This window comes from Thiomicrorhabdus sp. 6S3-12, assembly GCF_017571475.1.
Classification (GTDB): domain Bacteria; phylum Pseudomonadota; class Gammaproteobacteria; order Thiomicrospirales; family Thiomicrospiraceae; genus Thiomicrorhabdus.
Genome location: NZ_JAGETW010000007.1, coordinates 152914 through 178227 on the forward strand (window position 1 = coordinate 152914; position 25314 = coordinate 178227).

The 25314-nt window shown below is 49.5% G+C and carries 21 protein-coding genes; 5 read left to right on the top strand and 16 right to left on the bottom strand.

The annotated features are described in order from the left end of the window. Positions 1–10: 10 nt before the first annotated feature. Positions 11–1540, top strand: coding sequence for a YifB family Mg chelatase-like AAA ATPase (locus J3999_RS09535; protein ID WP_208127665.1), 1530 nt, complete (start codon positions 11–13; stop codon positions 1538–1540). Positions 1541–1550: 10 nt separating this feature from the next. Then, positions 1551–2243, top strand: a complete 693-nt coding sequence (locus J3999_RS09540; RefSeq protein WP_371811878.1) for a sulfite exporter TauE/SafE family protein — start codon at positions 1551–1553, stop codon at positions 2241–2243. A 99-nt stretch (positions 2244–2342) separates the two neighbouring features. Here the strand turns inward: J3999_RS09540 and J3999_RS09545 are convergent, their stop codons facing one another. Continuing rightward, complete coding sequence (locus tag J3999_RS09545; RefSeq protein ID WP_208127667.1) at positions 2343–4679, bottom strand: S8 family serine peptidase; 2337 nt, start codon at positions 4677–4679, stop codon at positions 2343–2345. 236 nt (positions 4680–4915) lie between these two features. Between J3999_RS09545 and J3999_RS09550 the strand changes: the two genes are divergently transcribed. Further along, the gene (locus J3999_RS09550) at positions 4916–5908 is read left to right on the top strand and encodes a 2-hydroxyacid dehydrogenase (RefSeq protein WP_208127668.1); all 993 of its coding nucleotides are present in this window, start codon (positions 4916–4918) and stop codon (positions 5906–5908) included. 12 nt (positions 5909–5920) lie between these two features. On the opposite strand, the gene J3999_RS09555 is transcribed toward J3999_RS09550, so the two are convergent. Further along, positions 5921–6958, bottom strand: a complete 1038-nt coding sequence (locus tag J3999_RS09555) for a ChaN family lipoprotein (protein WP_208127669.1) — start codon at positions 6956–6958, stop codon at positions 5921–5923. A gap of 511 nt (positions 6959–7469) precedes the next feature. On the opposite strand from J3999_RS09555, the gene J3999_RS09560 reads away from it, so the two are divergent. After that, positions 7470–10052 (top strand): EAL domain-containing protein, encoded by a 2583-nt coding sequence (locus J3999_RS09560; RefSeq protein ID WP_208127670.1) that lies wholly within the window; start codon positions 7470–7472, stop codon positions 10050–10052. A 19-nt stretch (positions 10053–10071) separates the two neighbouring features. Here J3999_RS09560 and J3999_RS09565 read toward each other — a convergent pair whose 3' ends face one another. The 3 genes from J3999_RS09565 to J3999_RS09575 form a co-directional block, all read right to left on the bottom strand. Then, the gene (locus tag J3999_RS09565; RefSeq protein ID WP_208127671.1) at positions 10072–10782 is read right to left on the bottom strand and encodes an SDR family oxidoreductase; all 711 of its coding nucleotides are present in this window, start codon (positions 10780–10782) and stop codon (positions 10072–10074) included. 81 nt (positions 10783–10863) lie between these two features. Continuing rightward, positions 10864–11538, bottom strand: coding sequence for a dienelactone hydrolase family protein (locus J3999_RS09570; RefSeq protein ID WP_208127672.1), 675 nt, complete (start codon positions 11536–11538; stop codon positions 10864–10866). A 3-nt stretch (positions 11539–11541) separates the two neighbouring features. Next, complete coding sequence (locus tag J3999_RS09575) at positions 11542–12189, bottom strand: phosphoribosyltransferase (RefSeq protein ID WP_208127673.1); 648 nt, start codon at positions 12187–12189, stop codon at positions 11542–11544. Positions 12190–12539: 350 nt separating this feature from the next. Between J3999_RS09575 and J3999_RS09580 the strand changes: the two genes are divergently transcribed. Continuing rightward, positions 12540–12947 carry a DsrE family protein gene (locus J3999_RS09580; protein WP_243755416.1) on the top strand — a complete coding sequence of 136 codons (408 nt, stop codon included), beginning with the start codon at positions 12540–12542 and terminating at the stop codon, positions 12945–12947. A 100-nt stretch (positions 12948–13047) separates the two neighbouring features. Here the strand turns inward: J3999_RS09580 and J3999_RS09585 are convergent, their stop codons facing one another. The 11 genes from J3999_RS09585 to J3999_RS09635 all read right to left on the bottom strand — a co-directional run bounded on the left by J3999_RS09585 (position 13048) and on the right by J3999_RS09635 (position 25304). Further along, the gene (locus tag J3999_RS09585) at positions 13048–13719 is read right to left on the bottom strand and encodes a nitroreductase (RefSeq protein ID WP_371811879.1); all 672 of its coding nucleotides are present in this window, start codon (positions 13717–13719) and stop codon (positions 13048–13050) included. 44 nt (positions 13720–13763) lie between these two features. Next, positions 13764–14396: an HPP family protein gene (locus tag J3999_RS09590; protein WP_208127675.1), complete on the bottom strand. Its 633-nt coding sequence runs from the start codon at positions 14394–14396 to the stop codon at positions 13764–13766. 356 nt (positions 14397–14752) lie between these two features. Next, positions 14753–15205 (bottom strand): RDD family protein, encoded by a 453-nt coding sequence (locus tag J3999_RS09595; RefSeq protein WP_208127676.1) that lies wholly within the window; start codon positions 15203–15205, stop codon positions 14753–14755. 122 nt (positions 15206–15327) lie between these two features. Beyond that, complete coding sequence (locus tag J3999_RS09600) at positions 15328–15957, bottom strand: DUF47 domain-containing protein (RefSeq protein ID WP_208127677.1); 630 nt, start codon at positions 15955–15957, stop codon at positions 15328–15330. Further along, on the bottom strand, positions 15950–16996 hold the full coding sequence (locus J3999_RS09605; protein WP_208127678.1) for an inorganic phosphate transporter: 1047 nt from the start codon (positions 16994–16996) through the stop codon (positions 15950–15952). The genes J3999_RS09600 and J3999_RS09605 overlap by 8 nt, the downstream gene beginning before the upstream one ends. Before the next feature lie 24 nt (positions 16997–17020). Beyond that, positions 17021–18142: a tRNA 2-selenouridine(34) synthase MnmH gene (gene mnmH / locus J3999_RS09610; RefSeq protein WP_208127679.1), complete on the bottom strand. Its 1122-nt coding sequence runs from the start codon at positions 18140–18142 to the stop codon at positions 17021–17023. Further along, complete coding sequence (gene selD / locus J3999_RS09615) at positions 18142–19218, bottom strand: selenide, water dikinase SelD (RefSeq protein WP_208127680.1); 1077 nt, start codon at positions 19216–19218, stop codon at positions 18142–18144. Before selD ends, mnmH begins: the two co-directional genes overlap by 1 nt. A 107-nt stretch (positions 19219–19325) precedes the next feature. Next, positions 19326–21398, bottom strand: a complete 2073-nt coding sequence (locus J3999_RS09620; RefSeq protein ID WP_208127681.1) for a [FeFe] hydrogenase, group A — start codon at positions 21396–21398, stop codon at positions 19326–19328. A 126-nt stretch (positions 21399–21524) separates the two neighbouring features. Continuing rightward, a complete protein-coding gene (locus tag J3999_RS09625) occupies positions 21525–21899 on the bottom strand; it encodes a hypothetical protein (RefSeq protein ID WP_208127682.1) in 375 nt (124 codons plus the stop codon). Between the two features lie 701 nt (positions 21900–22600). Further along, positions 22601–23773 (bottom strand): DUF4062 domain-containing protein, encoded by a 1173-nt coding sequence (locus tag J3999_RS09630; protein ID WP_208127683.1) that lies wholly within the window; start codon positions 23771–23773, stop codon positions 22601–22603. A gap of 121 nt (positions 23774–23894) precedes the next feature. Then, positions 23895–25304 carry an FAD-dependent oxidoreductase gene (locus tag J3999_RS09635; protein ID WP_208127684.1) on the bottom strand — a complete coding sequence of 470 codons (1410 nt, stop codon included), beginning with the start codon at positions 25302–25304 and terminating at the stop codon, positions 23895–23897. Positions 25305–25314 lie beyond the last annotated feature (10 nt).

The window sequence follows — 25314 nt, forward strand, 5'->3', positions numbered from 1 at the left end:
TTGCAATTCCGTGGGCCTGGCAAGAGTTTTCAGTCGCGCCATACAGGGGATGGAATCCCCCAGAGTGGTTGTCGAAGTGCACGTCAGCTCGGGGTTGCCGAGCCTGACGATCGTCGGTTTGCCGGAAGCATCGGTTAAGGAGAGTAAGGAGCGCGTTCGCAGCGCTCTGCTTAATTCCGGATTCGATATGCCCGCCAAGCGGGTTACCGTTAATCTGGCGCCGGCGGATCTGCCGAAAAGCGGCGGATGCTATGATTTGGCGATTGCGATTGGTATTTTGATCGCAACCGAGCAGCTGGTTCCGAAATTAACCGGCGAAATCGAACTTTACGGTGAGCTGGCGTTAACCGGCGAGTTACGCGAAATCAGCGGACTGCTGCCAAGCCTGTTACAGCTTCAAGAAACGGGTCAAGCTTTCATTCCATGGCATAATGCGGTGGACAAACAGTTATGCGCGCAAACCGGCCATAACGGAAAGATCCGACTGCTCGAAAACCTGCGTCAGGCCTGGGTGTATCTGAACGGTGAAACGCCGGAGACTTTAAGTCAAGAACCGCAATTTACTCCGCTGGTACAACGCTATCCGCTCTGTTTATCCGATATTCAGGGGCAGGCGCAAGCCAAGAGATTGTTGGAAATCTGTGCAGCGGGCGGTCACTCGCTATTGATGGTCGGCGAGCCGGGCGCGGGGAAAAGCATGCTCGCGTCCCGACTGGTGACGCTGTTGCCGCCTTTAAGCGAGCAACAGGCTCTGGAGAATGCGACTATCCGTTCCTTGGCGGGACAGAAGGTTGAGTTGGAAACCTTTTATCACCGTCCCTTTGTCAGTCCTCATCACTCCGCTTCGGCCGCTGCGGTTATCGGTGGCGGTAGAGTGCCCAGGCCCGGAGCGATTTCCCTGGCTAATCACGGGGTTCTGTTCCTTGATGAGTTGCCCGAGTTCAATCGCGATGTGCTCGAAGCTTTGCGCGAACCTCTGGAAAGCGGCAAAGTGGATATTGCGCGAGTTCAGCAGCATGTGGCCTATCCGGCACGGGTTCAGTTGGTGGCCGCTTTAAATCCGACGCCGAGCGGTTATTTCCCGGACGATCCTCTCGGACGCTGTAAAGATACACCGACGCAGATTTCGCGTTACCTTAAGAAGCTCTCCGGCCCATTGCTGGATCGTATCGACTGTCATCTTGAGGTGCCGGCGGTTGAGATCGAAGCCTTGCAGAGCACTCGTCCGGATGGAGAAACCAGCGAACAGGTCCGTAAGCGGGTTGAAGGGGTTCAGGAACGGCAGATTGCACGTCAGGGTTGTCTCAATTCGGTTTTGAGTAATCGGCAATTGAATAAACTGGTCGCTCTGGATACGCACTCTCAAGAACTGTTGCAACAGGCGATCAAGCGTTTCGGGTTGTCTGCACGCAGTTATTACCGTATTGTGCGTCTGGCGCTGACGATTGCTGATATACAGGAAGCAGGCTCGGTTGAGAGCGCACATATTGCGGAAGCTTTGAGCTACCGCCTTTCACAAAAACTTTCGGAGCTTTTCTAAAAGATTAATGATGGTTGAAGGGATTTATATTTCGGCATTGCTGACCGGATTGTTCGGTGGCGTTCACTGCCTGGGTATGTGCGGCGGAGTGGTCGGTGCTTTGACCTTTAGTCTGGAGGTTAAAAACCAAGCCAGCTGGTGGCGGATGTTGCCGTTCCAGCTTGCGTATAATGGCGGCCGAATTCTCAGTTATCTTTTGATAGGCGCGCTTTTCGGCTCCTTGGGCATGCTGTTGAACTCTTTGGCGACACTGTTGCCGTTTCAGCAGCTGCTACAGATTTTTGCCGGGCTTTTCATGATTGCCCTAGGACTCTATCTGGCCGGTTGGTGGCAAGGGATAGTGGTTGTTGAACGTTTCGGTCAGGGGCTGTGGCAGAAACTGGCGCCTTATGCGCAACGGATGCGGACGGTTAAGAATATCCGGCAGGCTGGATTGTACGGTCTGGTATGGGGATGGCTGCCGTGCGGTCTGGTGTACAGTATGCTGATTCTGGCGTTGAGTTCCGGTGGCGCTTTTGAAGGCGCGATGGTCATGCTGGCGTTCGGCTTGGGGACTTTACCTAATCTGCTTTTGATCGGCGCTTTTGCCTTCTACTTTACCCGGCTGGCGCGTAAGGCCTGGGTGAAAGCGATTGCCGGTTTATCGGTTATGGCGATGGGTTTATGGCAGATCTATCTTGCGATGGTAGTCGCGGTAAATTAAGAGTGAACTTCTCCTGCTGTTTCGTAAGATACGCCGTCGACAATAAAAAGCCCGCTTTTGCGGGCTTTTTTATGGATGACTATCCTTTGGTTTCATCTTTTACTTCAAGCGAACGCTGACGCTATTGCTATAGCCGGATGTTCCACTGTCATTAAAGGCCTGTACGCGATATTCATAGGTTCCGCTAGCCAGTGTTTCGCTGTAGGTCACGGTATCGGTGCCGACGGTAGCGACACGGCTATAAGATGTTTGGCCGCGCACTTTTACGCCGCGTTCAATATAGAACCCGCTTTCATCGGTACTGTTGTCGTTCCATGTCAGTGTGACGGTGTTGCCGTTTAGCGTGGCGCTCAGATTATCCGGCGCAATCAGTGTGCCCGGTTCAGGAGGAGGTGGAGGGGGTTCAGTCGAGGTGGTTTCAACTTTCACTAAAACCGCATCCGAATAAACCTGATTGCTGTCATTGAACGCATAGACACGATACTGATAGGTGCCCAGTTCGGCAACCGAGTCGGTAAAGCTGGTACTGTCGGCTCCCAGTATTGCGATAGTCTCAAAGGTGTATTTACCGCGGATTTTCATGGCGCGTTCCACAGCAAAACCGTTTTCATTGGCACTGTTGTCCTGCCAGTTTAAAGTGACGTCCTGTCCAGTGACAGTCGCACTCAACCCGCTTGGCGCAAGCAGTACGCTCGGGTCGATTACTTCAATCTGAATCGATGAAGCATTGCTGGCTCCGGCGTTATCGGTGACCGTCAGGGTTGCGTTATAAAGGCCGCCGACCGGATAGCTGTATTGGACCGATTCGCCGCTGGCGGTTTGACCGTTTCCGAAATCCCATTCATGGCTGACGACCGCACCGTTTGGATCCGGATCATATGAGTTGTAGCCGTTGAAAGAGACTGTGTCGCCGAGATTGTAGCTGGTCGCCATAGGTTCAATGACCGCAATCGGCAGTTGATTGGTGACCTGAATCGACAAGGTGGCGGAATCGGTCAGGTTGTCGTTATCGGTAACGGTCAAGCTGACTTCAAATACCCCGCTTTGCTGGTAGTTATGACTTGGATCAACAATGTCCGCGGTCGTCCCGTCGCCGAAATCCCAGTGGTAGCTGACGACCGAACCGTCGGCATCATAGGAGTTGGCTGCGCTGAAAGAAATCAACGTGCCGAACGATACGCTCGTATTATCTGCCCAGATATCGGCGACAGGCGGTTGGTAATTGCCAAGATTCAGCGCGTAATTGACTGCGGCCTGCGCATTGATCAACCCGTGTCCGTAGACATTGTCATCGCCTGCGGCTCCCAAGTCGGTCGCGGTCGAGAAGAGGCCGTTTTCGATCTCATCGGGGGTAATCGCCGGATTGGCCGCAACCATAAGCGCACCGACGCCCGCCGTCATGGGTGAGGAGAAAGAGGTGCCCGAGTAGTCGATATAGCCTGCATTCAGAAAAGTGGTGCGGATGCTGACGCCCGGAGCGACGACATCGACATAGTCGCCGTAGCTGGAAAAGCTGGCTTTAACGTTGTTCTGATCGGTTGCGCCGACACCTACCAGACTGGTGTAGTCAGGATATTCCGGATGTTCGTTATAGTCGTTCCCGGCTGACATAAACAGCAGTCCACCCTGATTTCTCAGGTTGGTTGCGGCGTCATTGATTGAAGCGGAGGATATACCGCCGTAACTGATATTGACGATCTTGGCACCGCGTTGACCGGCATACACCATACAGTTGACCATCGAGCTGATATAGGCGGATGAGTTTGTTTCGCTGATTGCAATTCGCACCGGAAGAATACTGGTATCCCAGTTCACACCGGCGACGCCGGTGATGTTGTTACCGACAGCGCCGAGCGTACCGGCGGTTCCGGTTCCGTGGCCGTGGAAATCTTCAACATCGGTCGAAATGACATTGCCGTTGGCATCAAAGCCGACATGAGCATCGAATCCGGGAAAAGTGAAGTTGTTGACCAAATCCGGGTGATCAGTATCGACACCGGTATCGCACACCGCTACCAGTACGTTATGGCTACCGGTAGTTACATCCCATGCTTGTGGACTGTTTATAGTCGGATGATGCCACTGCACGCCGTAATCCGTATCATTCGGTTGCAGTGTCGGAGTAACTAGATAGTCCGGTTCGGCAAATTTAACATAGCCGCTCGTCTGCAGAATTTTGGCGATCGCTTTTTCCCGTCCGCTGTGTGCGAATTTGGCCATATGGATATTCACATCCGGAATGACTCTTTCTTCCTGTAAGCCTTGGCCGTGCAACAGCGCATTGAGACTCTTTAATTCCTTGGCGGAAGCATTTTCGTTGAGTTTATAGAGGACGATTCCGGGTCTGAGTTCCTCCGCGAAAGAGGGCGAAGAGAGCAGACTGAGTGAAATCAGGACCGAAGAGGCGAGCGCCATAAGAGTGTTGCGAGAGCCCATGACTTTCTCCTTTTTTTGATTATGCTGGAGAGGTTCCTGAATTTGATCATAACCCGTAAATGCTTGTTTTAAAAGGTAATCAGATTTCACTCCGGCTTATTACTCAATTGGCGGTATCAAGAGTTGTTTATGATTAATTTTTCAAAAGATTTGCTGAACGTAATCGAAGGGAAATATCTAAAGTGGGGAATCTTGGTTACACTGGCTCTAAATGAGAATCTGATGAGGATAGCGTTATGAAAGTTGTTTCTTTTAGCTGCAAAATTTACGATCGCCAGCAGTTGTGCCGAATCTTGCCGCCGGAGTGGGAATCCGAATACGTCGAACCGACACTGGATAAGCATACGGTGGTTTATGCCGACGGGGCGGATGTTATTACCGCATTCGTCAATGATCGTCTGGATCTGGAAATTTTGCAGATTCTGGCGGAATACGGCGTCAAAATGATCGCCTTGCGTTGCGCCGGTTTCAATAATGTCGATCTGGTTGCTGCCCATGATCTGGGGATCAAAGTCGCTCGCGTGCCGGCCTACTCGCCTTATGCGGTGGCCGAACACACCGTCGGTCTGATGTTGGCCCTGAACCGCAAACTTTACCGCGCCTATAACCGGGTGCGTGAAGGGAATTTCTCTCTGAACGGTATGCTGGGTTTTGATTTTCATGGCAAGACCATCGGGATTGTCGGCGCCGGAAAAATCGGTCGTCTGGTCGGTAAGATGCTTAAGGCGTTTGGTTGTGAGGTTCTGGTTTATGATCCTTATCTCTGTAAAGAGTGCCCGGATCTCGGATTGCAACAGGTCTCGCTGGAAGAGATTTATCAGCGCAGTGATGTCATTAGTCTGCACTGCCCGTTGACCGAAGAAACCAACCATTTGGTCAATGCCGAGTCGATCGCCAAAATGAAAAAGGGCGTGATGCTGATTAATACCGGTCGCGGGGCTCTGATGGATACCGAAGCGCTGATTGAAGGTCTGAAATCCGGCCGGATCGGTTATTTGGGAATGGATGTATATGAAAAGGAAGGGGCGCTGTTTTTTGAAGACCACTCGTGCGAGATTATTCAGGATGACGCCTTTGAGCGCCTTTTGACTTTCCACAATGTGCTGATTACCGGTCATCAGGCGTATTTTACTGAGGAGGCCTTGCGCCATATTGCCGAAACTACCCGGGATAATATTCAGGCGTTGATAGAAGGCGCGCCTCTGGAAAACGAAATTGAGGTCTGTTAGCAGCGTTTGTACTTACTCAGGGCGACGACACCGTTCGCTTTTCTCCTGGGCATTTTTGAACATCGCCTGACGTATTTGCCGTTTATAAGCGTTGCTTTGAAATTCTTTCGGCTGTCGGGTAACCAGATACAGGTAATCGCCGAGTTGTAACTCTTCTTTCGTCCAGCTCGGGTTCTGCGGATTTTCTACGCCAAGCGGCGTTATCACGGTAATCTTTAGTTCCGGCCGACGTTGTTTGAGCAGTGCTACGGTTCCGAGAAAAGCTTCGCTGTGGAAACTGCCGTTGAGGTGAATCACCTGATATTGCGGAAAGTCTTGCAGTGCTTTAAGGATCGATTCGGCCATAGTGTTATCCCGAGCAAGTTGAGCGGAATAACTTTGCGCCTTACGCGCTTGCGGCATAGGTCGCATGGAATCCATAAAGTCGTAAAACTTCTGTCGATAATCGGCATTATCCATAAATGCCTTCTGGGCAACCCATTCGCGCTCCTCTTTGTGCAGCAGATTGACATAAGTCTGGCCATGCTCTCCGATACAGCGCACAATATCTGCCGCCGCATTGGCTGCGATTACCGGGATGAAGTGCTGTTTGGCAAATTCGATCATCGGCCGGTAGGAGCCGACATAGTTGGGCCAGGCAGGCGCTTCGTTGATCAGATATTTTTCGCCGACCTCATTGTCCAGATAACGGTTGAGGATCGTCTGCTGGTCGCGATTGAACATCTCCATGCTCAGCACTTGCTGTGAGCGCAGTGTGTACAGTGCCGTCTGTAACTGCATTTCCAGAAGATGGGAGGCGTGATTACCGTGAAACTCGCCGATAAAGACGACATCGCTTTTTTGGACCGCCTGTGCCAGATCGGGGATAGTGAGAATTTTTTGGGTTTTGCTGTCGATTATCGAAAAACTGTAGGCGTTGCTTAATGGCGGCGATACCGTTTTGGCCGTCTCTGCGTATTGTGGCTGTTCAAGTGTTATTTGGCAGCCTGTCAGGCTTAAAGAGCTTAATATGAGTATGGAAAACCTCTTGGTAAAAGCGCGTATTTTCATGAAATTCCCATGATTTTACTTAGAGTTAAGTCAAAATCTATTGAATGGATTGAGAGGTTTTATTAGCAATCTTGAGCAATTGGCTATATTATTCTCTGCGATTGAATTGTTCTAATTTTAGAAACTAGGATAGTCCATTCGAAACTGATTGCTAAAATTTTTTAGCGACCCGGTCTAGAAGGATGATCCGTTAATCAATCTTCGCTTAAACTTAAAGCAGTATTTCGGGACGGCGGTCGGCGCACTGCCGTTCCGGATTATTGTTTTAAACCTTTTTCGGTTTTCTCTGTTCTATTCTCTGTTTCGTTATCGCGATGGGATCTTTACCTCGCCTGCTTATTTTCGCTCGTCTGCATATTTCCACTCTTTTTCAGGTAGTTCATTTGAGTGATTCGCTTGAGATCAAATTTTTGTCAGAAATTGGTCTTAAAAGTTAAATCTTTGATTTGTTTACTAAAGATACGTGGTATAAATTTACAGAATCTGATTATTTTTATAGGGTTTTTAGTTTATGCCCATTCATGCCTGCATTAAAGAGTTTCATGGGAGTCAGGAAGTCTTCTGTCAAATACTCGAAAGAATTCAGGATGCAGCCTATTTAACCGACGATCAAGGTCGGATTCTGTATGCAAACCCGGCGGCCGGCAAGGTTTTTGGCTATGAGCGCGAATCCTTGCTCGGTAAAAAGGTCATGGATTTTGAGCCCGATATGACGCCTGCAAAATGGCAGGCGTTTTTCTTTCGCCTGCAGGAGTTGAAAGAGGTTACCGTTAACAGTCGTTATCTGCGACCGGATGGTGTGGAAACTCCGGTTGAGATAAATACCAATTACCTGACTCTTGAAGGATCTGAATTCTGTATAGCGATTGCGCGCGACGTCAGCCGGGATTACCTGCAATCCGAACTCCGCCTTCTGCAAAGCCGACTGTCCGACATGGTTCATGACAGCGATGAAACTGAGCTGTTGCAGTACGGCCTTGATCAGGCTGAAAAATTAACGCAAAGTGAAATCGCCTTTCTCTATTTTGTGCAAAGCGACGAGCAGGATGAAGCTTTGCAGGTCTGTTCCAGCCGCACCAAACAACTTATGGATGGCGACTTTCCGCATTACTTATCTGAACAAGTCGGTATGTGGGTGCAGAGTTACATTACCCATGAGGCGGTGTTGTGTAATGATTTTTCGCAATACCCGAATAAAAAAGGACTGCCGGAGTGGCATTCGGAAATACGCCGTTTTCTGACCGTTCCTCTGGTGCAGAAAGACGCAGTCGTTGCCGTCGTCGGCGTTGCAAACAAAGTCAGTGACTATAATCAGAACGATATCGATTTACTGTCTTGCGTGACCGAAATGATCGATGCCTACCGTCGGCGACAAAAGTCCGAGCAGCGGGTTGGTTTCGATTATTACCACGATGGACTGACCGGTGTGGCCAACCGCCAGTTAATGATGGACCGGGTTGAACAGAGCATTGCGGAAGCGACGCGGCACGGACAGAGTTTCGCGGTCTGTTATATGGATATTACCGGTTTCAGACGGGTGAATAATCTGTATGGTCACGATTTCGGCGACAGCGTTTTACAGGCGCTTGCCAAGCGTTTGCAGGACGCGCTGAGAGTGGATGATAGTATTGCCCGACTCGGCGGAGACGAATTTGCCTTCATTCTGCATCAGGTGGATTCCCCCTATCATTGCGAGCAAGCCTTAAGAAGATTGCTGCAGAGCATAATCATGCCGTTTGATGTTATGGGGGAGCGGGTTCACCTGACGGCAAATATCGGAGCCACGCTCTATCCTCTGGATGCCTGCGATGCCAGTACCCTGTTGCATCATGCTTATCAGAGTATGTATGAAGCCAAATCTCAGGAATACCTCAACTTCTATATTTATAATCCGCAAGAATCGGCGCTGATCAAAAGTCGTCAGGCACTGATTCAGGAGTTCCCTTTTGCATTACGCGAAGAGCAGTTCTGTTTATTTCTGCAGCCCAAGATTGATCTGCAAAATCTGCAAGTCATCGGTTTTGAAGGTCTGATTCGCTGGCGACACCCGCAAAAAGGCCTTTTAACGCCGGATAAGTTCCTCCCCGAGCTCAACGGAACAGTTGAAGAGATTGTTCTCGGCGAGTGGGTGGTCGAAAGAGCCTTGAAGAAACTGCAGGTCTGGCACAGGGAAGGGTTGAAGTTATCCTTGAGCATCAATATCAGTCCTCGGCAGATTCAGGAGAGTACCTTCAGCGATTTTGTGCTGTGCACCTTGAAAAAATTTCCCGAGGGGCTGGCGCAATGGCTGGAGATAGAGCTGCTTGAAGACAGCGATTTTGATGATAGCGACGCTGTGCTAGAAAACATGCGGATTCTGAAAGAGCAGGGGATTCGTTTTCTGCTGGACGATTTCGGAACCGGCTATGCCTCGCTGGCGCATTTTTATAATTTGCCGTTTGATTTGCTTAAGATCGACCAGAATTTTGTCAAACGTATGCTTGATCGCAGCGATAATCTGGATATTGTGGAAGGGGTCTTGCGCCTCTCAGAGGCGATTCAGCGGCCTGTGATCACCGAAGGTGTCGAATCGATCGAGATCGGCTATATGCTGATGAAACTCGGCAGTCAGTTTGCCCAGGGGTATGGAATCGCCCGTCCTATGCCGATGGATCGGGTTAAAAGCTGGCTGGAGGAGTGGGAACATGCGAATCCTTGGCAGGATCTTCGAGCAGAAATCGAGGATGATCATCTACGCTATGACCTGGGGGTGGCGGTTTTCAGTCAGCGCTGGTGGGTCAATGCGATCGAGCGGCATCTCAAAATCTGCTGCATGGGAGAGAAGGTTCCCGCGACTTATCATTCGGGGATGCCTGAACTGGATGAGAGCAAGTGCCAGTTTTACTGCTGGTATCGAGGTATCGGCAAAACCCGTTACGGCAAAATGCCCGGTTACGGTTCTCTGTATGAACAGCATCATGAAATGCATGAACTGGCCAAACAAATCTATAAATGCACCGAAATCGGCGATTATGAACAGGCCTGGTCGCTGTTCGCTCAGCTCAAGCAGGTGAGCCTCAAAATCATCGACCAGATTGAAGGGTTTGACGCCTAAGCAACCTAACCCCTTGCCTTTATCTCGGCAGTGAACCGTTATTGATGTCGATACAGACGCCGTTTATATATTCCGGACTTTCGGTTGCCAGCCAGAACATGGTGTCCGCCACTTCTTGTGCCGTAGCGAAGCGACCGCTGATGGTATTCTGCAAAAAAGCTTTCTGACGGTGTTCGGGAATACTGTCGAGCATATCGGTTTCCACCGGACTCGGCGCGACGGCATTGACGATAATGTCGCCTTGAAAAGCTTTGGAGAACGCCTTGGTGGCATTGATCAGACCGGCTTTGGCGATCCCGTACCAGATGTCGGGGTGTCCGATCTGGCCGGCAATGGACGCGTTGTTCACCACTCGCGCCTTATAGTCGCTTGGCGCTTTGAGTTTCTTTTCCAGCAATGTGGTTAACTGCACCGGAGCGATAATGTTCAGATTCAGGGCGTAGTCGCGTTGATCGGCAGGGTAATCGTCATAGGTGATCGGCTGTAAAAGCCCTGCATTATTGACCAGTACGTCGATGTCATCTATCTGTCCGGCCAGAACGGGTAGCTGTTCGATCTGCGTCAGGTCGAATGCAATGCAGCGCACTTGCGGGTGGTTCTGGTAGTCAAAACTTTCGCGATTGGAAAAATCACGCGCGATAATGGTAACGAAATCGCCCTGTGTGACGAACTTTTCAGTCAACGCCAGTCCGATTCCTTTATTGCCGCCGGTAATCACGACCTTTCTCATAAAATAGTCCTTTCTTTTTGCGCCTTTCTGCGCAGAGATTTTAAGAAAGTATACCGGTACTGTACAGCGGGCGGGAGTTTTCTAAGCGCTGGATCGCCCGTCCCCGAGTTTTTGCAGAAACCATTTTCTGGCGGCATCTGCGGCTAGGTCGAGCGTACCCGGTTCTTCGAATAGATGGGTCGCTCCGGGAATCACGGTTAACTCGCATTCGGCGTGCATTTGCGACTGAGCCAGTTTGTTCAGTTGCAGAACTTCGTAATCCAAACCTCCGACGATCAGCAGTGTCGGCGCTTGCACCTTGGCCAATACCGGTTGTGCCAGATCGGGCCTGCCTCCGCGCGAAACCACGGTCTTAATCTTATCGGCAAGCGATTCGGCGGCAAACAGTGCAGCGGCGGCTCCGGTGCTGGCTCCGAACAGGCCGATCGGTAAATCAGCCAGTTTCGGCTGTCGGGCGACATACTTTATGGCGTAGCGGCTTCTGTCACTTAACAGCGGAATATCGAAACGGAATTCGCGCGTCAGCATATCTATTTGGTTCTCTTCAGCAGTCAGCAAGTCAAACAGCAAAGTCGCCAAGCCAGCCTGATTAAGCAGTTGAGCGACATGGCGGTTACGGGAACTGAAACGACTGCTGCCACTGCCGTGAATAAAAAGAACCAGGCCTCGAGCATCGTCGGGCAGGCGCAGATTTCCCTCCAGTGTGACGTCACCGGCAGGAATCTGCATGCTACTTTCTGGAATTTCAGGGTTCATAAGCTACGCCTGCCATGCCTCTTGGAGCTGCTGTTTGACCTCGGCGTCGCTTACCTGGTCAAACTGTAGATACCACTGCCCGATCGCGGAAAAATCGTACGGCTGGAAAGGGCAGACAACCTGATCGACTTTGGATTCGATCAGTTCGACGCTTTGCGGCGGAGCGACTGGCACGGCGACTGTGACGGATGCGGGCTTCTGCAAGCGAACCGCGTCAATTGCCGCCAGCATTGTAGAGCCGGTTGCCAGTCCGTCATCGACCAGTACGACATCGCGATTCTGCAGTGTCAGATGCGGGCGTTCGCCTCTATAGGCTTTTTCGCGCCTTTCCAGTTCTTGGCGTTCTTTGGCTTCGATGACGGCAATCTCTTTGTCGTCGATGTTATAGGCGCGAATAACGGATTGGTTGAGCACTTTGATATTGCCGCTCGCGATGGCGCCCATTGCCAGTTCCGGAAAATGCGGTGCACCGAGTTTGCGTACCAGCAGCAGATCCAATGGAGCCTTAAAGGCCTTGGCGATCTCGAAAGCGACAGGGACACCGCCTCGGGGAAGAGCCAGTATGACCGGGTTGCGGAGAGTTGTCTGTTGCTGTAAACACTCTGCCAGCCAGCGGCCGGCAGTATCTCGATCAGGTATCGGTAATTTCATGAGTCGCTTTCCTGTTGATTTTAAAGGGAAAGGGGGCGTGTGCTTTTTAGTCTAGCGATTTAGCGAAAGCGCCGTGTCGTTTTAAGATCGAAAATTGATCCGAATAGATTACCGGGTTAAGAAATGGAAGGTGTTGTCGAGTCGTGCTTCTTGAGTGCGGTCTGGATAAATTAAACTGATTTGCTTTCAATATTTATGTTTATTAGTGTTGTAAACGTAGGTTTTTTTAACTCTTTTAGGAATGATGTATGAAATTTTCCCGGTTTGCATTTTTGAAGTTGTGCTTTGCGTTATTTGTAGTGACTTTTTCGGTTCCCGGCTCTGCGACGGAATTAAACAATAGGGAAGCGATGCAAGGTCTTAAAAGCATGCATGTGATCTACGATATCCGTAAATCCACTCCGAATGCGATGTTGGTTTATTTAAAAGGGATTGAATCCAACCGAAGCAATTTGATTAAAGAAGGGGTTGAACCGCATCAGAGAATTGTCTTTATTGCCCGTTCGGTAAAGTTCATTACCACACAACCTTCGGAAGAGGTGGAAATGCAGTATGGGCCGGTTCTCGAGAAAGTAGCGGCTCAGATCGCGCGACTGGTTGAACTGGGCGTTAAAATGGAAGTTTGTTCCGCCGCGACAGCGGCTTTTAATGTCGATAATGATACCTTGCTTCCGGGCATTAAGCCGGTCCGTTCAGGCTTTTTATCGGTGATGGGCTGGCAGGCTCAGGGATATCAGTTAGTGCCGGTTTACGATTGAACCGCTCCAGGCTTATCCGTCGTAGGGTTAAATAGCAAGCCCGCCGTATGTTCGGCGGGTTTTTTATTGGTTGACGCCTTATAAGTCGGCGGTTCGGCAATCATTCGAAATAGCGGGTAAAGGCTTCCACCGGTTCCCGCTCGGTGCGGTACTGGTTGACCGGATGATCGGTGTTTTCGTAGCCAAGTGCCATTCCTCCGAGCAAGAGTTTATCGTCACCGTAGCCGAGTTGTTCGCGGATAATATCGGGATATTCTCCCAAAGCGCCTTGCGGACAGGTGCCCAGCCCTTCTTCCAGTGCCAGCAGCATAATATTCTGGACAAACATGCCATAGTCGAAAAACGAACCGGTCTGCAGATTTTTATCCATAAAGAAATACAGTGCGACCGGAGCGTCGAAACTGCGGTAGTTTGCCGCCCATTGTGCCATCTGTCCGGCCTTGTCATGGCGTTCGATCTTTAAGGCGCCATATAACTGCTTTCCGGTTTGTACCCGGCGCAGTTTATAAGCGCCTTTCCATTCGTCCGGGTAGTAAGCGTAGTCCATTTTGCCGCGTTCACCGGCAGAAAATTTATCCAGCATGGCGTTCTGTAAGCGCAGTTTTGTCTCGCCACTGACAACCGCTACCTGCCAAGGCTGAGTGTTGACTCCGGAGGGCGCATAACGCGCGGCATCCAGAATCCTCTGAACAATTGCATTGTCCACCGGCTGGTCTAAAAAAGCGCGTACGGAATGACGCTGGGTTATCGCTTGAGATACAGACAGGCTCATATTCTTCCTTGATATTCCGATTGAAAATACTGGTTGAAAGGGGATTATACCCACAGGCTCAGAGGAGGATCCATCATCAGCGCTTTGAGCAAATCGGTTTTGCTGATGATTCCGACCAGATTATCCTGCTCGTTAACGACTGGCAGAGCGCTGAGCTGGTATTCGTACAGTACTTGCGCCACACGGCGGACATCTGAAACGGGATCTACGGTAATGACTTCCGGATTCATAAACTCCGTAATCGGGGTGTTGGGCGGAAGCCGGTCGTGCAGACTGACTTTAAACAGCTGCTGGTAGGTCAGCAATCCGACCAGCGATTGTTGCACGTTTATCACCGGCATCTGCTGGAAGCTGCCCTTTTCAAAAATATCCAGAGCCTGTTTTAGCGTCGTACCGCTGTCCAGAGTGGCGACAGGCTGAGACATGATCTGGTAGGCATGCACTAGAACGCTGCGGTCGTTCAGCTGCAGCATTTTACGATAGGCTTCCCGGTGACGGGCATTGGCCGCCGTTTCAGGAGTATCCTCGGAGCCGCTTCCTTGAATGGAAAAGGTTTGCTCTCGGGCGACATCTTCGTGCAAATCAGGGGCTTGTCCGGCGTTCGGTTGATGCACTTTGTGCAGTTGTTCCAGGCTGCTGCGGAAGCGTCTTCCTTGAATATTATAAATAGCGAACATGATTCACCTCGCGGATAGCAAGGTTCTATCTTAGGCGTAATTCATTTCAATTTCACGCTGTAAGCATGACGGATTGATTGAAAATATATCTGGTATTTAAGGGTATATGATATATACTTGTTTGACTGTGCTAAGAGTTTTCGTTTAAGCAAGTAGTGGAAATATCGTGTTTTTACATGTCCTTACTGGTTTTATGAGTTTAGCGCAGGATTTGTCGTATTCATTTTGCGGTTTTCGTTAACCGTAAGAACTTTTCCTCCAATGGGCATTGTTTTTCAACAGAGCCCATTATCTTTCCTGGAGTTCTTCATTCACTCCAGGAGCTTTTTTTCACGACTTTGTTCCATCCTTTGGCCTTAACGGTTTTCTTCGAATGTCACCTTATCCGGATTATTGTCCCGGATCACCACTGTTCCGGCGATTTTGTCGTGCCACCCCTGTTTTTTCGGGTCAAAGCCGATCCAAATGAACCCGAGTCCCAATGGCACGGCGGAGATAATATAAGCGAAGTAGCGGATCACAGCTTGAAAGACGGAAAGCTTGTAACCGGTTCTGGCATCAACGATTTTCAGTTTAGTGGCCATTTTTCCGGGCGTGCCATAAAAACGCACCCAAAGCCAGATAATGACGATAAACGGCAGTATCCAATTGATCAGCAAGTCCCAAAAGCCGTGGATAATCGCACCGTTGCTCATCTCCTCGGAGCCGTAAATCATCATGGTGGGAATAGTGAAAACAATGACCATCAGGATGGCGTCGATAAAAGTCGCCCCGACTCTGATCCAGAAACCCGCATACGTTGGTTGCATTCTATTCTCCTCGATCGATTAAATAGCGCTTTATTTATCAAAAGCATATACAAAATACCATCTTAACCGAGTTTAATTGCGTATTACAGATGGTAGAGATCGAAAGATTTTTTGGCAAGGGGTCAGCTCATTTTCACCAGGATATCTTCCAGCGAATTCGCACAGATTTGAAAACGTTTACCGATCTCTTTCAACTGCAAAAGCAGTTCGCGGTGAATGAACATCTCTTGAAGGTTATTGCTTTTTGAAAGCAGGGCCATCTTTTCGACATAAATATCCACCAGATAATCATAGCTGTCGCGAACGTTTTGCGCTTCAACCGCGACGGCAAGATGATCTTTCTCGATCAGTTTTTCAAACCCTTTGGCAAGGTGTTCCGCACTCAGGCAGATTTGCGAAAAAATGGTGTTGTAGCCATTGTGCAATTCACGGATTTCATAGGCTTTGGCTTCGATAATGAAGTGACGGATACTGACAGCCAGCCAATCTAACTGGCTGATGATGCGAAAAATGGATTCGCGATCGATGGGGGTGATAAAGCTGTTGAGCAATTCATTCATATTGCTCTCTTTGATGCTTTTCGCCTGATGTTCGTCTTCGGTTACCGCCTGACAGCAGATCTCGTCGCCCTCGATAAAGCACGACTGCAGATCGTGCGTGATACGCTTGATAGCCTGCGCATGCTGGTTCAAGGCACCGAGGAAATCGACCTCTCTCGGTAAGACGTATTTTTGGAGAAGGGATCTAAACATGAGAACCTCCGAACAGGTGGAAAATAAACGTGGCGTATAAGGCGCCAAGGAGCATTGAAATCGGAACATTCAAAAACCAGCCGGTGACAATTCCTTTTGCTTTGAGCCAGTTCACGTGTCGGGGTTTTTCAGCGGCGCCATTGCCTATCAAAGTCGCTGTCACCACCTGAGTGGTTGAAGTCGGGGCGCCTATCAAGGTAGCCATGGTATTGACCAGTGAAGCGCTGAGTTGATTAGCCACTGAATGCACGACGCGGACACGATAAATTTCAAATCCCAGGGTCTTGATAATACTCCATCCGCCGAAGAAGGTCCCCAGGGTAATTGCCGTAGTGCACAGTAAAATTGTCCATAAAGGGATTTCGAAACTTTGCGTCTGGCCGGTGGCTAAAAGCATCATGCCGATAATCGCCATCCCTTTCTGGGCGTCGTTTGCGCCGTGCGAAAAGCCGAGCCAGGCGACACTGAAATACTGCGACGCAATAAACAGATTACGTATCCGGTAGGTGAAGTTTTTGAACAGGTTTAGAATCAGTTTCATTAAAAGAAAACCGATCAGAAGTCCCAGAAACGGAGAGGCAAAAAGTCCGGCAATGACTTTCATCACGCCATCAAGCTGCCCGTTAAGCAAGGCTTCGATTCCCCAGTTCACCTGTTGATTGCCAAGTAAAGCCAGCCCCGCTCCGACCAACCCGCCGGCCAAAGAATTGGACGATGACGACGGGTAGCCGAGTTTCCAGGTAACCAGATTATAAGAGATGGCTGCCAGCAGTGCGCCTATCACCAGGCTTTGTGCGCTCTGAACCTGTGCGTCACTGATATCGACAAAAGTGCCGATGGTATCGGCGACGGCCAAGCCCATAACCAGAGGGCCTAGAAAGGTGAAGATGCCGGCAATAATAATGGCCACCGACGCTTTCATTGCACCGGAAGCAATTGCAGTTGCGACCATGTCAGCCGAATCGTGGAAGCCGTTGGTGAAGTCGTACAGCGCAACGACAACAATCACCATGATTAAAAGAAAGAAGCTCAATTCCATGGAAAGGTTATCCGCTTGCAGAGATTAGGCATTCTGCGGACTTTGCAGGTAGTCAACGATCTCCTGTATAGAGCCGCTGAATTCGACTTTATGCTGCCGCTTCTGCATCTGATAGTCGTACATAGGGTCGTAATACTCGACCAGCAGGGTCTCGATCCATGTTTGGTGCTCGTCGATTGATCCGCTGCTTAACTGCGTCTGCAGCGCCTGACTGAATTGCTGCAGCACTCTTTGATAGCGTTCGCCGCCGAGTCGTTTCTGGATACGGTTAAATGCCGCGAGCATAAAAGCCTGCCAGTCATCGATGGACGGATATTCTTTTTGCGCCTGCACGACATACTCGTCGAGCGTAATGGAAATGCGCTCTTCAAGCGGAGTTTCCAGAACGATCCGGGAGCCGCTTTTGAAAAACTCAAACAGCTCTTTGGACATGTAAACGGTGCCGATATTGCGCCCTTCATCTTCAATCACCAGCCGTCTGTGCGGCGTTTCCCGAAAACGGATCAGCTCCATCGCCAGAGCGTTTTCGAAATTGATTTGCGTCGGCTGCGGCGTGGCATGCCGGCCGAAAGCGGAACCGCGGTGATGTGCCAACCCCTCCAGATCAACGGTATTCTGCAGTTGTTGCAGCAGCAGCGTTTTACCGGAGCCGGTGCGCCCGGCCAGAACGACAGGTTGAATAGAGGATTGCGCAAAGGTTGTAGGTACGGATTCTAGAAAGTCGATCAGGTAGCGACGAAAAGCCTTATAACCGCCTTTTAAGCGTACGATTTCGCGCCCCGCATCCTTAAGCCATTGTTGGGATATTTTCGAGCGCATGCCGCCACGGAAGCAGTACAGAAGCGCATCCGGGTGGGCGTCCATAAAGGCCTTCCAGGATTGTACTCGTGGTTCGCGAACTTGTTCATTAACCAGTTTATGACCGAGTTTAACCGCCGCCTCGTTGCCGTAGTGTTTGTAACAGATACCGACTTTCTGCCGTTCCTCATCATTCATCAGTGGCAGATTGACCGTATTGGGGAAAGCGCCCTGGGTAAACTCCACCGGAGCGCGCACGTCGATCAGAGGCGTATTGTTCAATACGATCGATTTGAAATCATCGGTCTGCGGCAGGTCTTGCTCAAATTGCGTAATGGAGACGGCCATTAAATTACCTGTATGCAGTGTGACTGTGTTTCGAGCGCAACGGTACGGCCGATCGGTTCGAGTTGCAGTCCGTGCTGCGCGGCAACAGCTTTGAATTCCTCTACGGCTTCGTTCTTAACCGCCGCCAGCAGTCCTCCGGAGGTCTGCGGGTCGCACAGCACCATTTTCTGTGTTTCGCTCAGGGCTGCGCCGTTCGCGCCGCTGACCTTATGCCCGTAACTGTCAAAGTTGCGTCCGGTTCCGCCCGGCGTGCAGCCTTGTTCAAGATAATCCAGAACATGAGGCAGAACCGGAACCTTGGCAAACTCGATTTGCGCGGCAATATGACTGCCTTCGCAGATTTCGATTAGGTGTCCTAGTACGCCGAAGCCGGTTACGTCGGTCAGAGCGGTAACGCCTTCGAGCTTGGCAAATTCGCTACCAGCCTTGTTCAGGGTGGTCATGGCGTCAACCGCCATTTGCATATGTTCCGGCTGAATTTTTTTCTGTTTCTGGGCCGTCGTCAGGATTCCGATACCGATCGGCTTACTCAGAAACAGTTGGCAGTCGGCTTCGGCACTGGCGTTGCGTTTCAGATGGCGGTTGTCTACCAGGCCGGTTACCGCCAGACCGAAGATCGGCTCCGGTGCATCGATCGAGTGGCCTCCTGCGAGTGGAATGCCCGCGGCCTGACAAGTCGCACGACCGCCTTCGATAACCTGTTGACCGACATCAGGTGGCAACTTATCGATCGGCCAGCCGAAGATCGCAATCGCCATTAACGGATTTCCGCCCATGGCGTAGATGTCGCTGATAGCATTGGTCGCGGCAATCTGACCGAAAGTAAATGGGTCATCGACGATCGGCATAAAAAAGTCGGTGGTACTCAGAACGGATGTGCCGTTACCAAGATCGTAGGCTGCGGCGTCGTCTTTGGTACTGTTGCCGACCAAAAGCGCCGGGTGCGGAGCGATATCCATTGAGGTCTGCAGAATGCTGTCGAGAATTTTTGGAGAAATTTTGCAACCGCAGCCAGCGCCGTGACTGTATTCGGTCAGTTTAATCGAATTTTGCGTCCCGCTTTGTTCAGCACTCATAGATAACCTCTTAGCCGTTATTCGGTATTGATTTTTAAGAGCACTATTTTAGAGATTTATCTCAGGTTCGGGGGAGGATTAATACAAAAATACTTGAGATAGCGTGATTACAGAAGAGTTCTTGTCAGTTTGCGGATCACCGTTCGGGATTCGCTAGCGTCGTTAAGCGTTTCGGTTTCAATTGTGAAGCGACAGCGCTCGCCGTTTGGCGTGATAACTGTAAGATCGTCCTGCCGGGAAGGGGAAGCCATCGTATGCCGGATATATTTTGGTCCGTACTGTCTTGGCGGCAGAACGTCCTGAATCAGAACTCGGATATTCTCGACGCCGCGAATGTCACCGTAGGGTGAAGCAGTCGACCAAATCGCATACGGATGAAAAAGCTCGCCTGCGGCCTCAGCATCCCGTCGGTCAACGCAATCGAGAAAGCGCATTAACAGCAGGCGTTTGGAATTTCGTGCTGCGTAGGCGGTGTGCAGAAGTTCATGGGCGCGCTCGGAATTCGGTTTTTCCAGCTCGGTCGCATAAAGTTTCTGAATGTCCCGGTTTTCATAAGAGCGTCTGCGCGGTGCCTGACTATCGATCTGATAAATGGCCTGCATGCGTTTGTGCAGAATATCCGGATCCATCGATTTCGGTTCCCCGCCGCCGCCAAGACATCCGCCCACGCAGGCCATCACTTCAATGGCGACATACTCCTCGCGCCATTGCTCCGATTGCAGCATTTTCTGTAATGCGGCAATGCCGTTACAGATGGCCACTTTGCCGATACCGGGAATCTGTGCCTCCTTTATACCCTGACGAACACCACGCAGCTGCTGCCATTCCAGCGGCAAGCTGTCTTCCTGACCGATAAAATGGCTGGCCGTCCGAACCACCGCTTCCATGACGCCACCCGAGGCACCGAAAATCTGCGCGGCTCCGGTACTTTCTCCTAAAGGGTTGTCGAATTCGCCATCTTCGGGCAGGGCGCTGAAGGGAATGCCTCGCGCTTTGATCATTCGGGCCAGTTCGCGGGTTGTCAGGACGTGATCGACGTCGCCGGAAACACCGGGCCGGACGGATTCATCCTTTTTGGCGGTGCACGGCATGACACTCACTACATAGGGTTCGTTTTTCCCGTCGGCAAAGTCGGCACCGAGCGATTGTGTGAAAGCGCCGCGTTTGGTCAGAGCTCCATGCATCTGCTGCGGCGATTTTGCGGTGCTCAGGTGCGGTAACAGATCCGGACGATTAAGCTCAACCCAGTTGACCCAGCCGGGGCAGCAGGAGGTAAACAGGGGGAGATTCTTTTGGCTTTTCAGGCGACCCAGAAATTCGCTTCCTTCTTCCATAATGGTCAGATCGGCAGCAAAATTCGTGTCAAAGACGTAATCGAAACCGAGTGCTCTTAAGGCGTTGATCATACGACCGGTACTGACGGTACCAGGTTTCATGCCGAATTCTTCGCTGATGGCAACACGGGTTGCCGGAGCGACCTGTACGGCCGAAATTCTTCTATGGGCATCAAGCGTATGCAGAACTTCATGCCAGTGTGGCGTTTCGATCAGGGCGCCGACCGGGCACACCAGCGTGCATTGACCGCAGGAGATGCACTTGGTTTCGGATAATGGCTTGTCGAAAACCGTTACCGGCATGCGTCCCTCGCCGTGTTCGGCGAAACCGATAATATTCTGCTGCTGACCCGGTTCACCGCAGGCTTCGGCACAGAGTCCGCATTCAATGCATTTTGAAAGATCGCGCCAGATACTGGGGGAGGTATGGTCGGTCAGGCGGTGTTCGGGGTGCTCAGCCGATCCTCGCGGAAGTTTCGGCCATTTGTCTTCCAGCTGATATTCGCTGACCAGATTCTGAAACTGGCAAGAGCCGTTGACTTCGCAGCGGATGCAGTCGTTCGGATGTCGGGCCAGAAGCCACTGTGCATCCGCTTTACGGAAAGCGATTAATTCATCGCTGTCGGTTTCGATAATGTCGCCGTGCTGGGCTAGAGTTTTACAGGCAGGTTGTGGTTTTTGAGCGCCCCGAACTTTCACCAGACACATTCGACATACTGCATGGGAGGGCAGACGGGGATAGTAGCAGAGGGTCGGGATATGAACTTCCGCTTTTCTGGCGGCATCCAGCAAAGTTGCTCCGCTGTCGACTTCAACAACACGCCCATTAACCGTGACCTGAATCATGCGACATAATCCATTAATGAAGATGAGGTTAATCTAACACTCGGTCCCCCGAGAATCAATCCGCTTAATTCTTTTCGGTAAGACGGATAGCGTTATCAATACAGAAACGCAGGCATTGCGGCAGGTTTAATTTATTTCGCCGTTAATCCAGGCCAGGGCTTCAGTAACTTTGGCGAATTCGACCATATTATCGAGCCCCTCGGCATAAGCGCTGACCAGTATGAAAGGGTGTGGGTTGTGATGTTTCTTTACAATCGCCGTCTTATTGCGCCGGAAGTAATGTGCATTTCTGGCAAGGCGTTTTCCGTATTCCAGTTGCTCCTCATCAGACATATGGGTTTCAGCTTCGGAAACATTGATCAGTACGTTCATATGCGGCTGGATTTTCAGAATCTCGATTAACTGATCCAGCAGATCAATTCTGTCCTGGTGGGAGGTTTCTTTATCGTAAAAAGCGTGAAGCAGATTGTTTTCAATATCCTTATGGAGTGTAAATCCCATTGAAGCGCCCTTTTTGAGAGTAACTTCCACCGGTTCGGGTAAATCAGGTAAGTGGTTCAGGAAGTTGAATTTTCGTATGAGAGTAAAAAATACCAGAATTTTCCCGTTAAGGGTAAATTCATCGCGAATAAATGCAAAAAGCCCAGTCGGGTTTTTGTTCATTTCTTGCTTGCCCAAGAAACGAACCAAAGAAAGGCTCCCTCCGTTCCATTCGCGGGAGCCTTCTAGCGCTTGAGTTTGGCGCGTCGTAACTCCCTCGCGGATACGCTCGGTCTAACAATCTCCGCGCTGATCAAACTCATCGCTAAGAATGCTCACCACTTATTCCAAGAGGGAATCCTCTTTATTTGGCGTTGTGAGAGTCCAAAACTCCAAACAAAATTTATCGCCTTAAAAAAAGTCTAAAAGAAGAATGTCGATGTAGAGCCTAAAAACACAAATCCTCTTTGGAGTGCGCTTAGGCTGAGTCAGCGAAAATTTTGCAATAGCGGCGGTGGCTGTCTGAGCCCGCTTGCGGGCGAGTTAAAGCCGCGCAAAATTAAGCGCTATTCAGTCTTGGTAAACGGAACAGGGTGTCTTTTTTTGCCTACTTTCTCGGCTCTTCGCCGAGTTCGTTGTTTGTTGGACAAGCAACAAAGTAAGGGGAGAGATTGTATTCCATAGGATAAAGTAATTTTCTTAAAAGATTTCGATATTGGTGTTTAGATAGAACTGAATAATTCTTCAATTTTGATAATTTGTTTTGCAGAATTATTTAGTTGATTTAATAGGTCTTCTAGTACGGCTACAGCGCGTCTTTTCGATCTGGTAAATTCACTTGTTAGACTAGGCATGTTCTTGATCACATTCTGGAATGTAATCAGTTGTTCTAATGTTGTTAAAACTGATTTTTTATAATTTATTAATTCCCTTAAATAATCGGGAATTTCGCTTTTATTGAGGTATGGAGCCAATATTATAGCGATTTTTGTAAAGGCTTCTGCGAACGTCAAATTTTGTGTATGTAAATTTGGAATTTCTTTGGAAAGATTTGTTGTAAAAAACTCTATGTCTTTAGCGGATTTAGATGTAATTTCGAGAATTTCTAAAAAATTAGATTTTTCAGTTGCTTGATAAATTTCTTGTGTTCTCAGTTCAAACTTTGATTTTAATTCCAAAGTGAAGTCGGTTAGTCTGTGAACGATAACACTAACTTCATTCATTGCTAGATTGCTTTTTGTTACCAGGGCTTCGATATTTTCTTCTAAATCAGCATCAAGTTCATCAAGAGAATTTAGGTTTAAAAGTGGATCTGATGAATCGTATTTATTTTTGTCTGAGTTTAATGATATTGAATTATTGCCCTGAAGCCATTTTTTCAAAATATCAGTTAAGTGGATTCTGATATTGGTTTCAAAATCATCAGTGGTTTCAAATTGTTGATATAAGGCACCGTGAGTATTTGATAACTCATTCTTGAAATCCTGAATTTTTGCCACTTGTTCTGTATCGAGTTTACTAGGAGCAATTCCTGCGTCTTTGAAGTAGAACATGATTTCTATGTTCTCCCCTTTTTTGTATCTGTCTAACGCTCTTGTAAATTCTTCTTCAGTGCCTGAATTTGCTTTCGGCGTGGGAGTTCCATATCTGCCCCATAGTACACCTACAAAAATATCAAAATCATCGCCTATTTGGCTGTTGATTACTTCCTGAGGATATTTACCAATAGCAGGTCTTGTATGTGTTTCCCATTTGATTAACTCAAGCATTACATTATGATGAGTTGACCACGTCCTATTTATCTCATTGATTGCGTTTAAAACAACTTCTCTTTCTGGTTGAACATCGCTTGGAGAAGCGATGAATACCTTAAGAATGGTGCAGGTTCTAGCCATTTTATTTCCATTGATGTTCTAATTTTTAGAATTCTAATATTCATTATTTTATAACAAAAAAGCCCAAGTGCATTTCTGCGACTTGGGCTTTTTAGTATGGCTTGTGAAAGCTGCGAGAGAATTAAACTTCCAGGAAGTCCAACATTCCTTCTGCGGCTTTACGACCTTCGGCGATTGCGTGTACCACCAATGAAGAGCCGCGAACCATATCACCGCCGGCAAACACTTTCGGGTTGCTGGTCTGGAATTGGTACAGGGTGTCTTCGGAAGCGACTACGCCGTTCCAGTTGTTCAGCTCGATATCGAAATCTTTGAACCACTCTGGTGGGTTTGGTTGGAAGCCGAATGCAACGATAACCGCATCACAAGGGATAACGCGCTCAGAACCTTCAACCATTTCCGCACGACGACGACCGTTTTCGTCCGGCTCACCCATGCGAGTTTCGATCACTTTTAGACCTTCAACTTTACCGTCACCGATAACTTCAACCGGAGCCAGGTTAAACATGAATTGAACGCCTTCTTCCTTAGCGTTTTTCACTTCCGCACGAGAACCAGGCATGTTTTCTTCGTCACGGCGGTATACACAGTAAACTTCGTCGGCACCTTGACGGATAGAAGTACGGGTACAGTCCATAGTGGTATCACCACCACCAAGAACCACAACGCGTTTGCCTTCCATTGAAACGTAAGGCTCTGGTTTGTTTTCGTAACCAAGAACGTTTTTAACGTTACCGATCAGGAAGTCCAGTGCTTTGTATACGCCAGGCATATCTTCACCCGGGAAGCGACCCGCCATTGGCTTGTAAGTTCCCATTCCCAGGAATACTGCATCGTAGTTGTCCATTAGCTCTTGGAACTGAATGTCTTTACCGACTTCTACGCCGCAGTGGAATTCGATTCCCATGTGTTCAAGAATTTCGCGACGCTTCTGAACCACTTCTTTGTCCAGTTTGAACTGAGGGATACCGAAAGTCAGTAGACCTCCGATCTCAGGCTGCTTCTCGTAAACCACCGGCTTAACACCGTTACGGATCAGAATATCTGCTGCTGCGATACCGGCAGGGCCGGCACCAACGATCGCCACTTTCTTATCGGTCATTGGAACGTCAGACAGGTCAGGCTTCCAACCCATTGCGAAAGCGGTATCGGTGATGAATTTCTCAACCTGGCCGATGGTGACCGCACCGAAGTTCGTGTCTTCTAGGGTACAAGCTTGCTCGCACAGGCGGTCTTGCGGACAGATACGACCACACATTTCCGGTAGCGAGTTGGATTTATGAGAAATCTCAACCGCTTCCATAATGTTGCCTTCGGCAACCAGCTTCAGCCAGTTTGGGATGTAGTTGTGTACCGGACAGGCAAATTCGCAGTATGGGTTACCGCAGTGCAAACAACGGTCTGCCTGCGCCATTGCGTCTTTCATGTCAAACGGCGCGTAGATCTCTTTAAATTCAACCTTACGCTCTTGAGCCGGCTTCTTTTCAGGAAGCTGGCGGTTTAGCTCTAAAAATTGTCTTACATTTGGCATTTTTAAATTC

Bases quoted from the DNA above. Each gene is read 5' to 3' on its own strand.
- J3999_RS09540 (WP_371811878.1), top strand. From the start codon at position 1,551: ATGGTTGAAGGGATTTATATTTCGGCATTGCTGACCGGATTGTTCGGT.
- J3999_RS09545 (WP_208127667.1), bottom strand. From the start codon at position 4,679: ATGGGCTCTCGCAACACTCTTATGGCGCTCGCCTCTTCGGTCCTGATT.
- J3999_RS09550 (WP_208127668.1), top strand. From the start codon at position 4,916: ATGAAAGTTGTTTCTTTTAGCTGCAAAATTTACGATCGCCAGCAGTTG.
- J3999_RS09555 (WP_208127669.1), bottom strand. From the start codon at position 6,958: ATGAAAATACGCGCTTTTACCAAGAGGTTTTCCATACTCATATTAAGC.
- J3999_RS09560 (WP_208127670.1), top strand. From the start codon at position 7,470: ATGCCCATTCATGCCTGCATTAAAGAGTTTCATGGGAGTCAGGAAGTC.
- J3999_RS09565 (WP_208127671.1), bottom strand. From the start codon at position 10,782: ATGAGAAAGGTCGTGATTACCGGCGGCAATAAAGGAATCGGACTGGCG.
- J3999_RS09570 (WP_208127672.1), bottom strand. From the start codon at position 11,538: ATGAACCCTGAAATTCCAGAAAGTAGCATGCAGATTCCTGCCGGTGAC.
- J3999_RS09575 (WP_208127673.1), bottom strand. From the start codon at position 12,189: ATGAAATTACCGATACCTGATCGAGATACTGCCGGCCGCTGGCTGGCA.
- J3999_RS09580 (WP_243755416.1), top strand. From the start codon at position 12,540: ATGCAAGGTCTTAAAAGCATGCATGTGATCTACGATATCCGTAAATCC.
- J3999_RS09585 (WP_371811879.1), bottom strand. From the start codon at position 13,719: ATGAGCCTGTCTGTATCTCAAGCGATAACCCAGCGTCATTCCGTACGC.
- J3999_RS09590 (WP_208127675.1), bottom strand. From the start codon at position 14,396: ATGTTCGCTATTTATAATATTCAAGGAAGACGCTTCCGCAGCAGCCTG.
- J3999_RS09595 (WP_208127676.1), bottom strand. From the start codon at position 15,205: ATGCAACCAACGTATGCGGGTTTCTGGATCAGAGTCGGGGCGACTTTT.
- J3999_RS09600 (WP_208127677.1), bottom strand. From the start codon at position 15,957: ATGTTTAGATCCCTTCTCCAAAAATACGTCTTACCGAGAGAGGTCGAT.
- J3999_RS09605 (WP_208127678.1), bottom strand. From the start codon at position 16,996: ATGGAATTGAGCTTCTTTCTTTTAATCATGGTGATTGTTGTCGTTGCG.
- mnmH (WP_208127679.1), bottom strand. From the start codon at position 18,142: ATGGCCGTCTCCATTACGCAATTTGAGCAAGACCTGCCGCAGACCGAT.
- selD (WP_208127680.1), bottom strand. From the start codon at position 19,218: ATGAGTGCTGAACAAAGCGGGACGCAAAATTCGATTAAACTGACCGAA.
- J3999_RS09620 (WP_208127681.1), bottom strand. From the start codon at position 21,398: ATGATTCAGGTCACGGTTAATGGGCGTGTTGTTGAAGTCGACAGCGGA.
- J3999_RS09625 (WP_208127682.1), bottom strand. From the start codon at position 21,899: ATGGGATTTACACTCCATAAGGATATTGAAAACAATCTGCTTCACGCT.
- J3999_RS09630 (WP_208127683.1), bottom strand. From the start codon at position 23,773: ATGGCTAGAACCTGCACCATTCTTAAGGTATTCATCGCTTCTCCAAGC.
- J3999_RS09635 (WP_208127684.1), bottom strand. From the start codon at position 25,304: ATGCCAAATGTAAGACAATTTTTAGAGCTAAACCGCCAGCTTCCTGAA.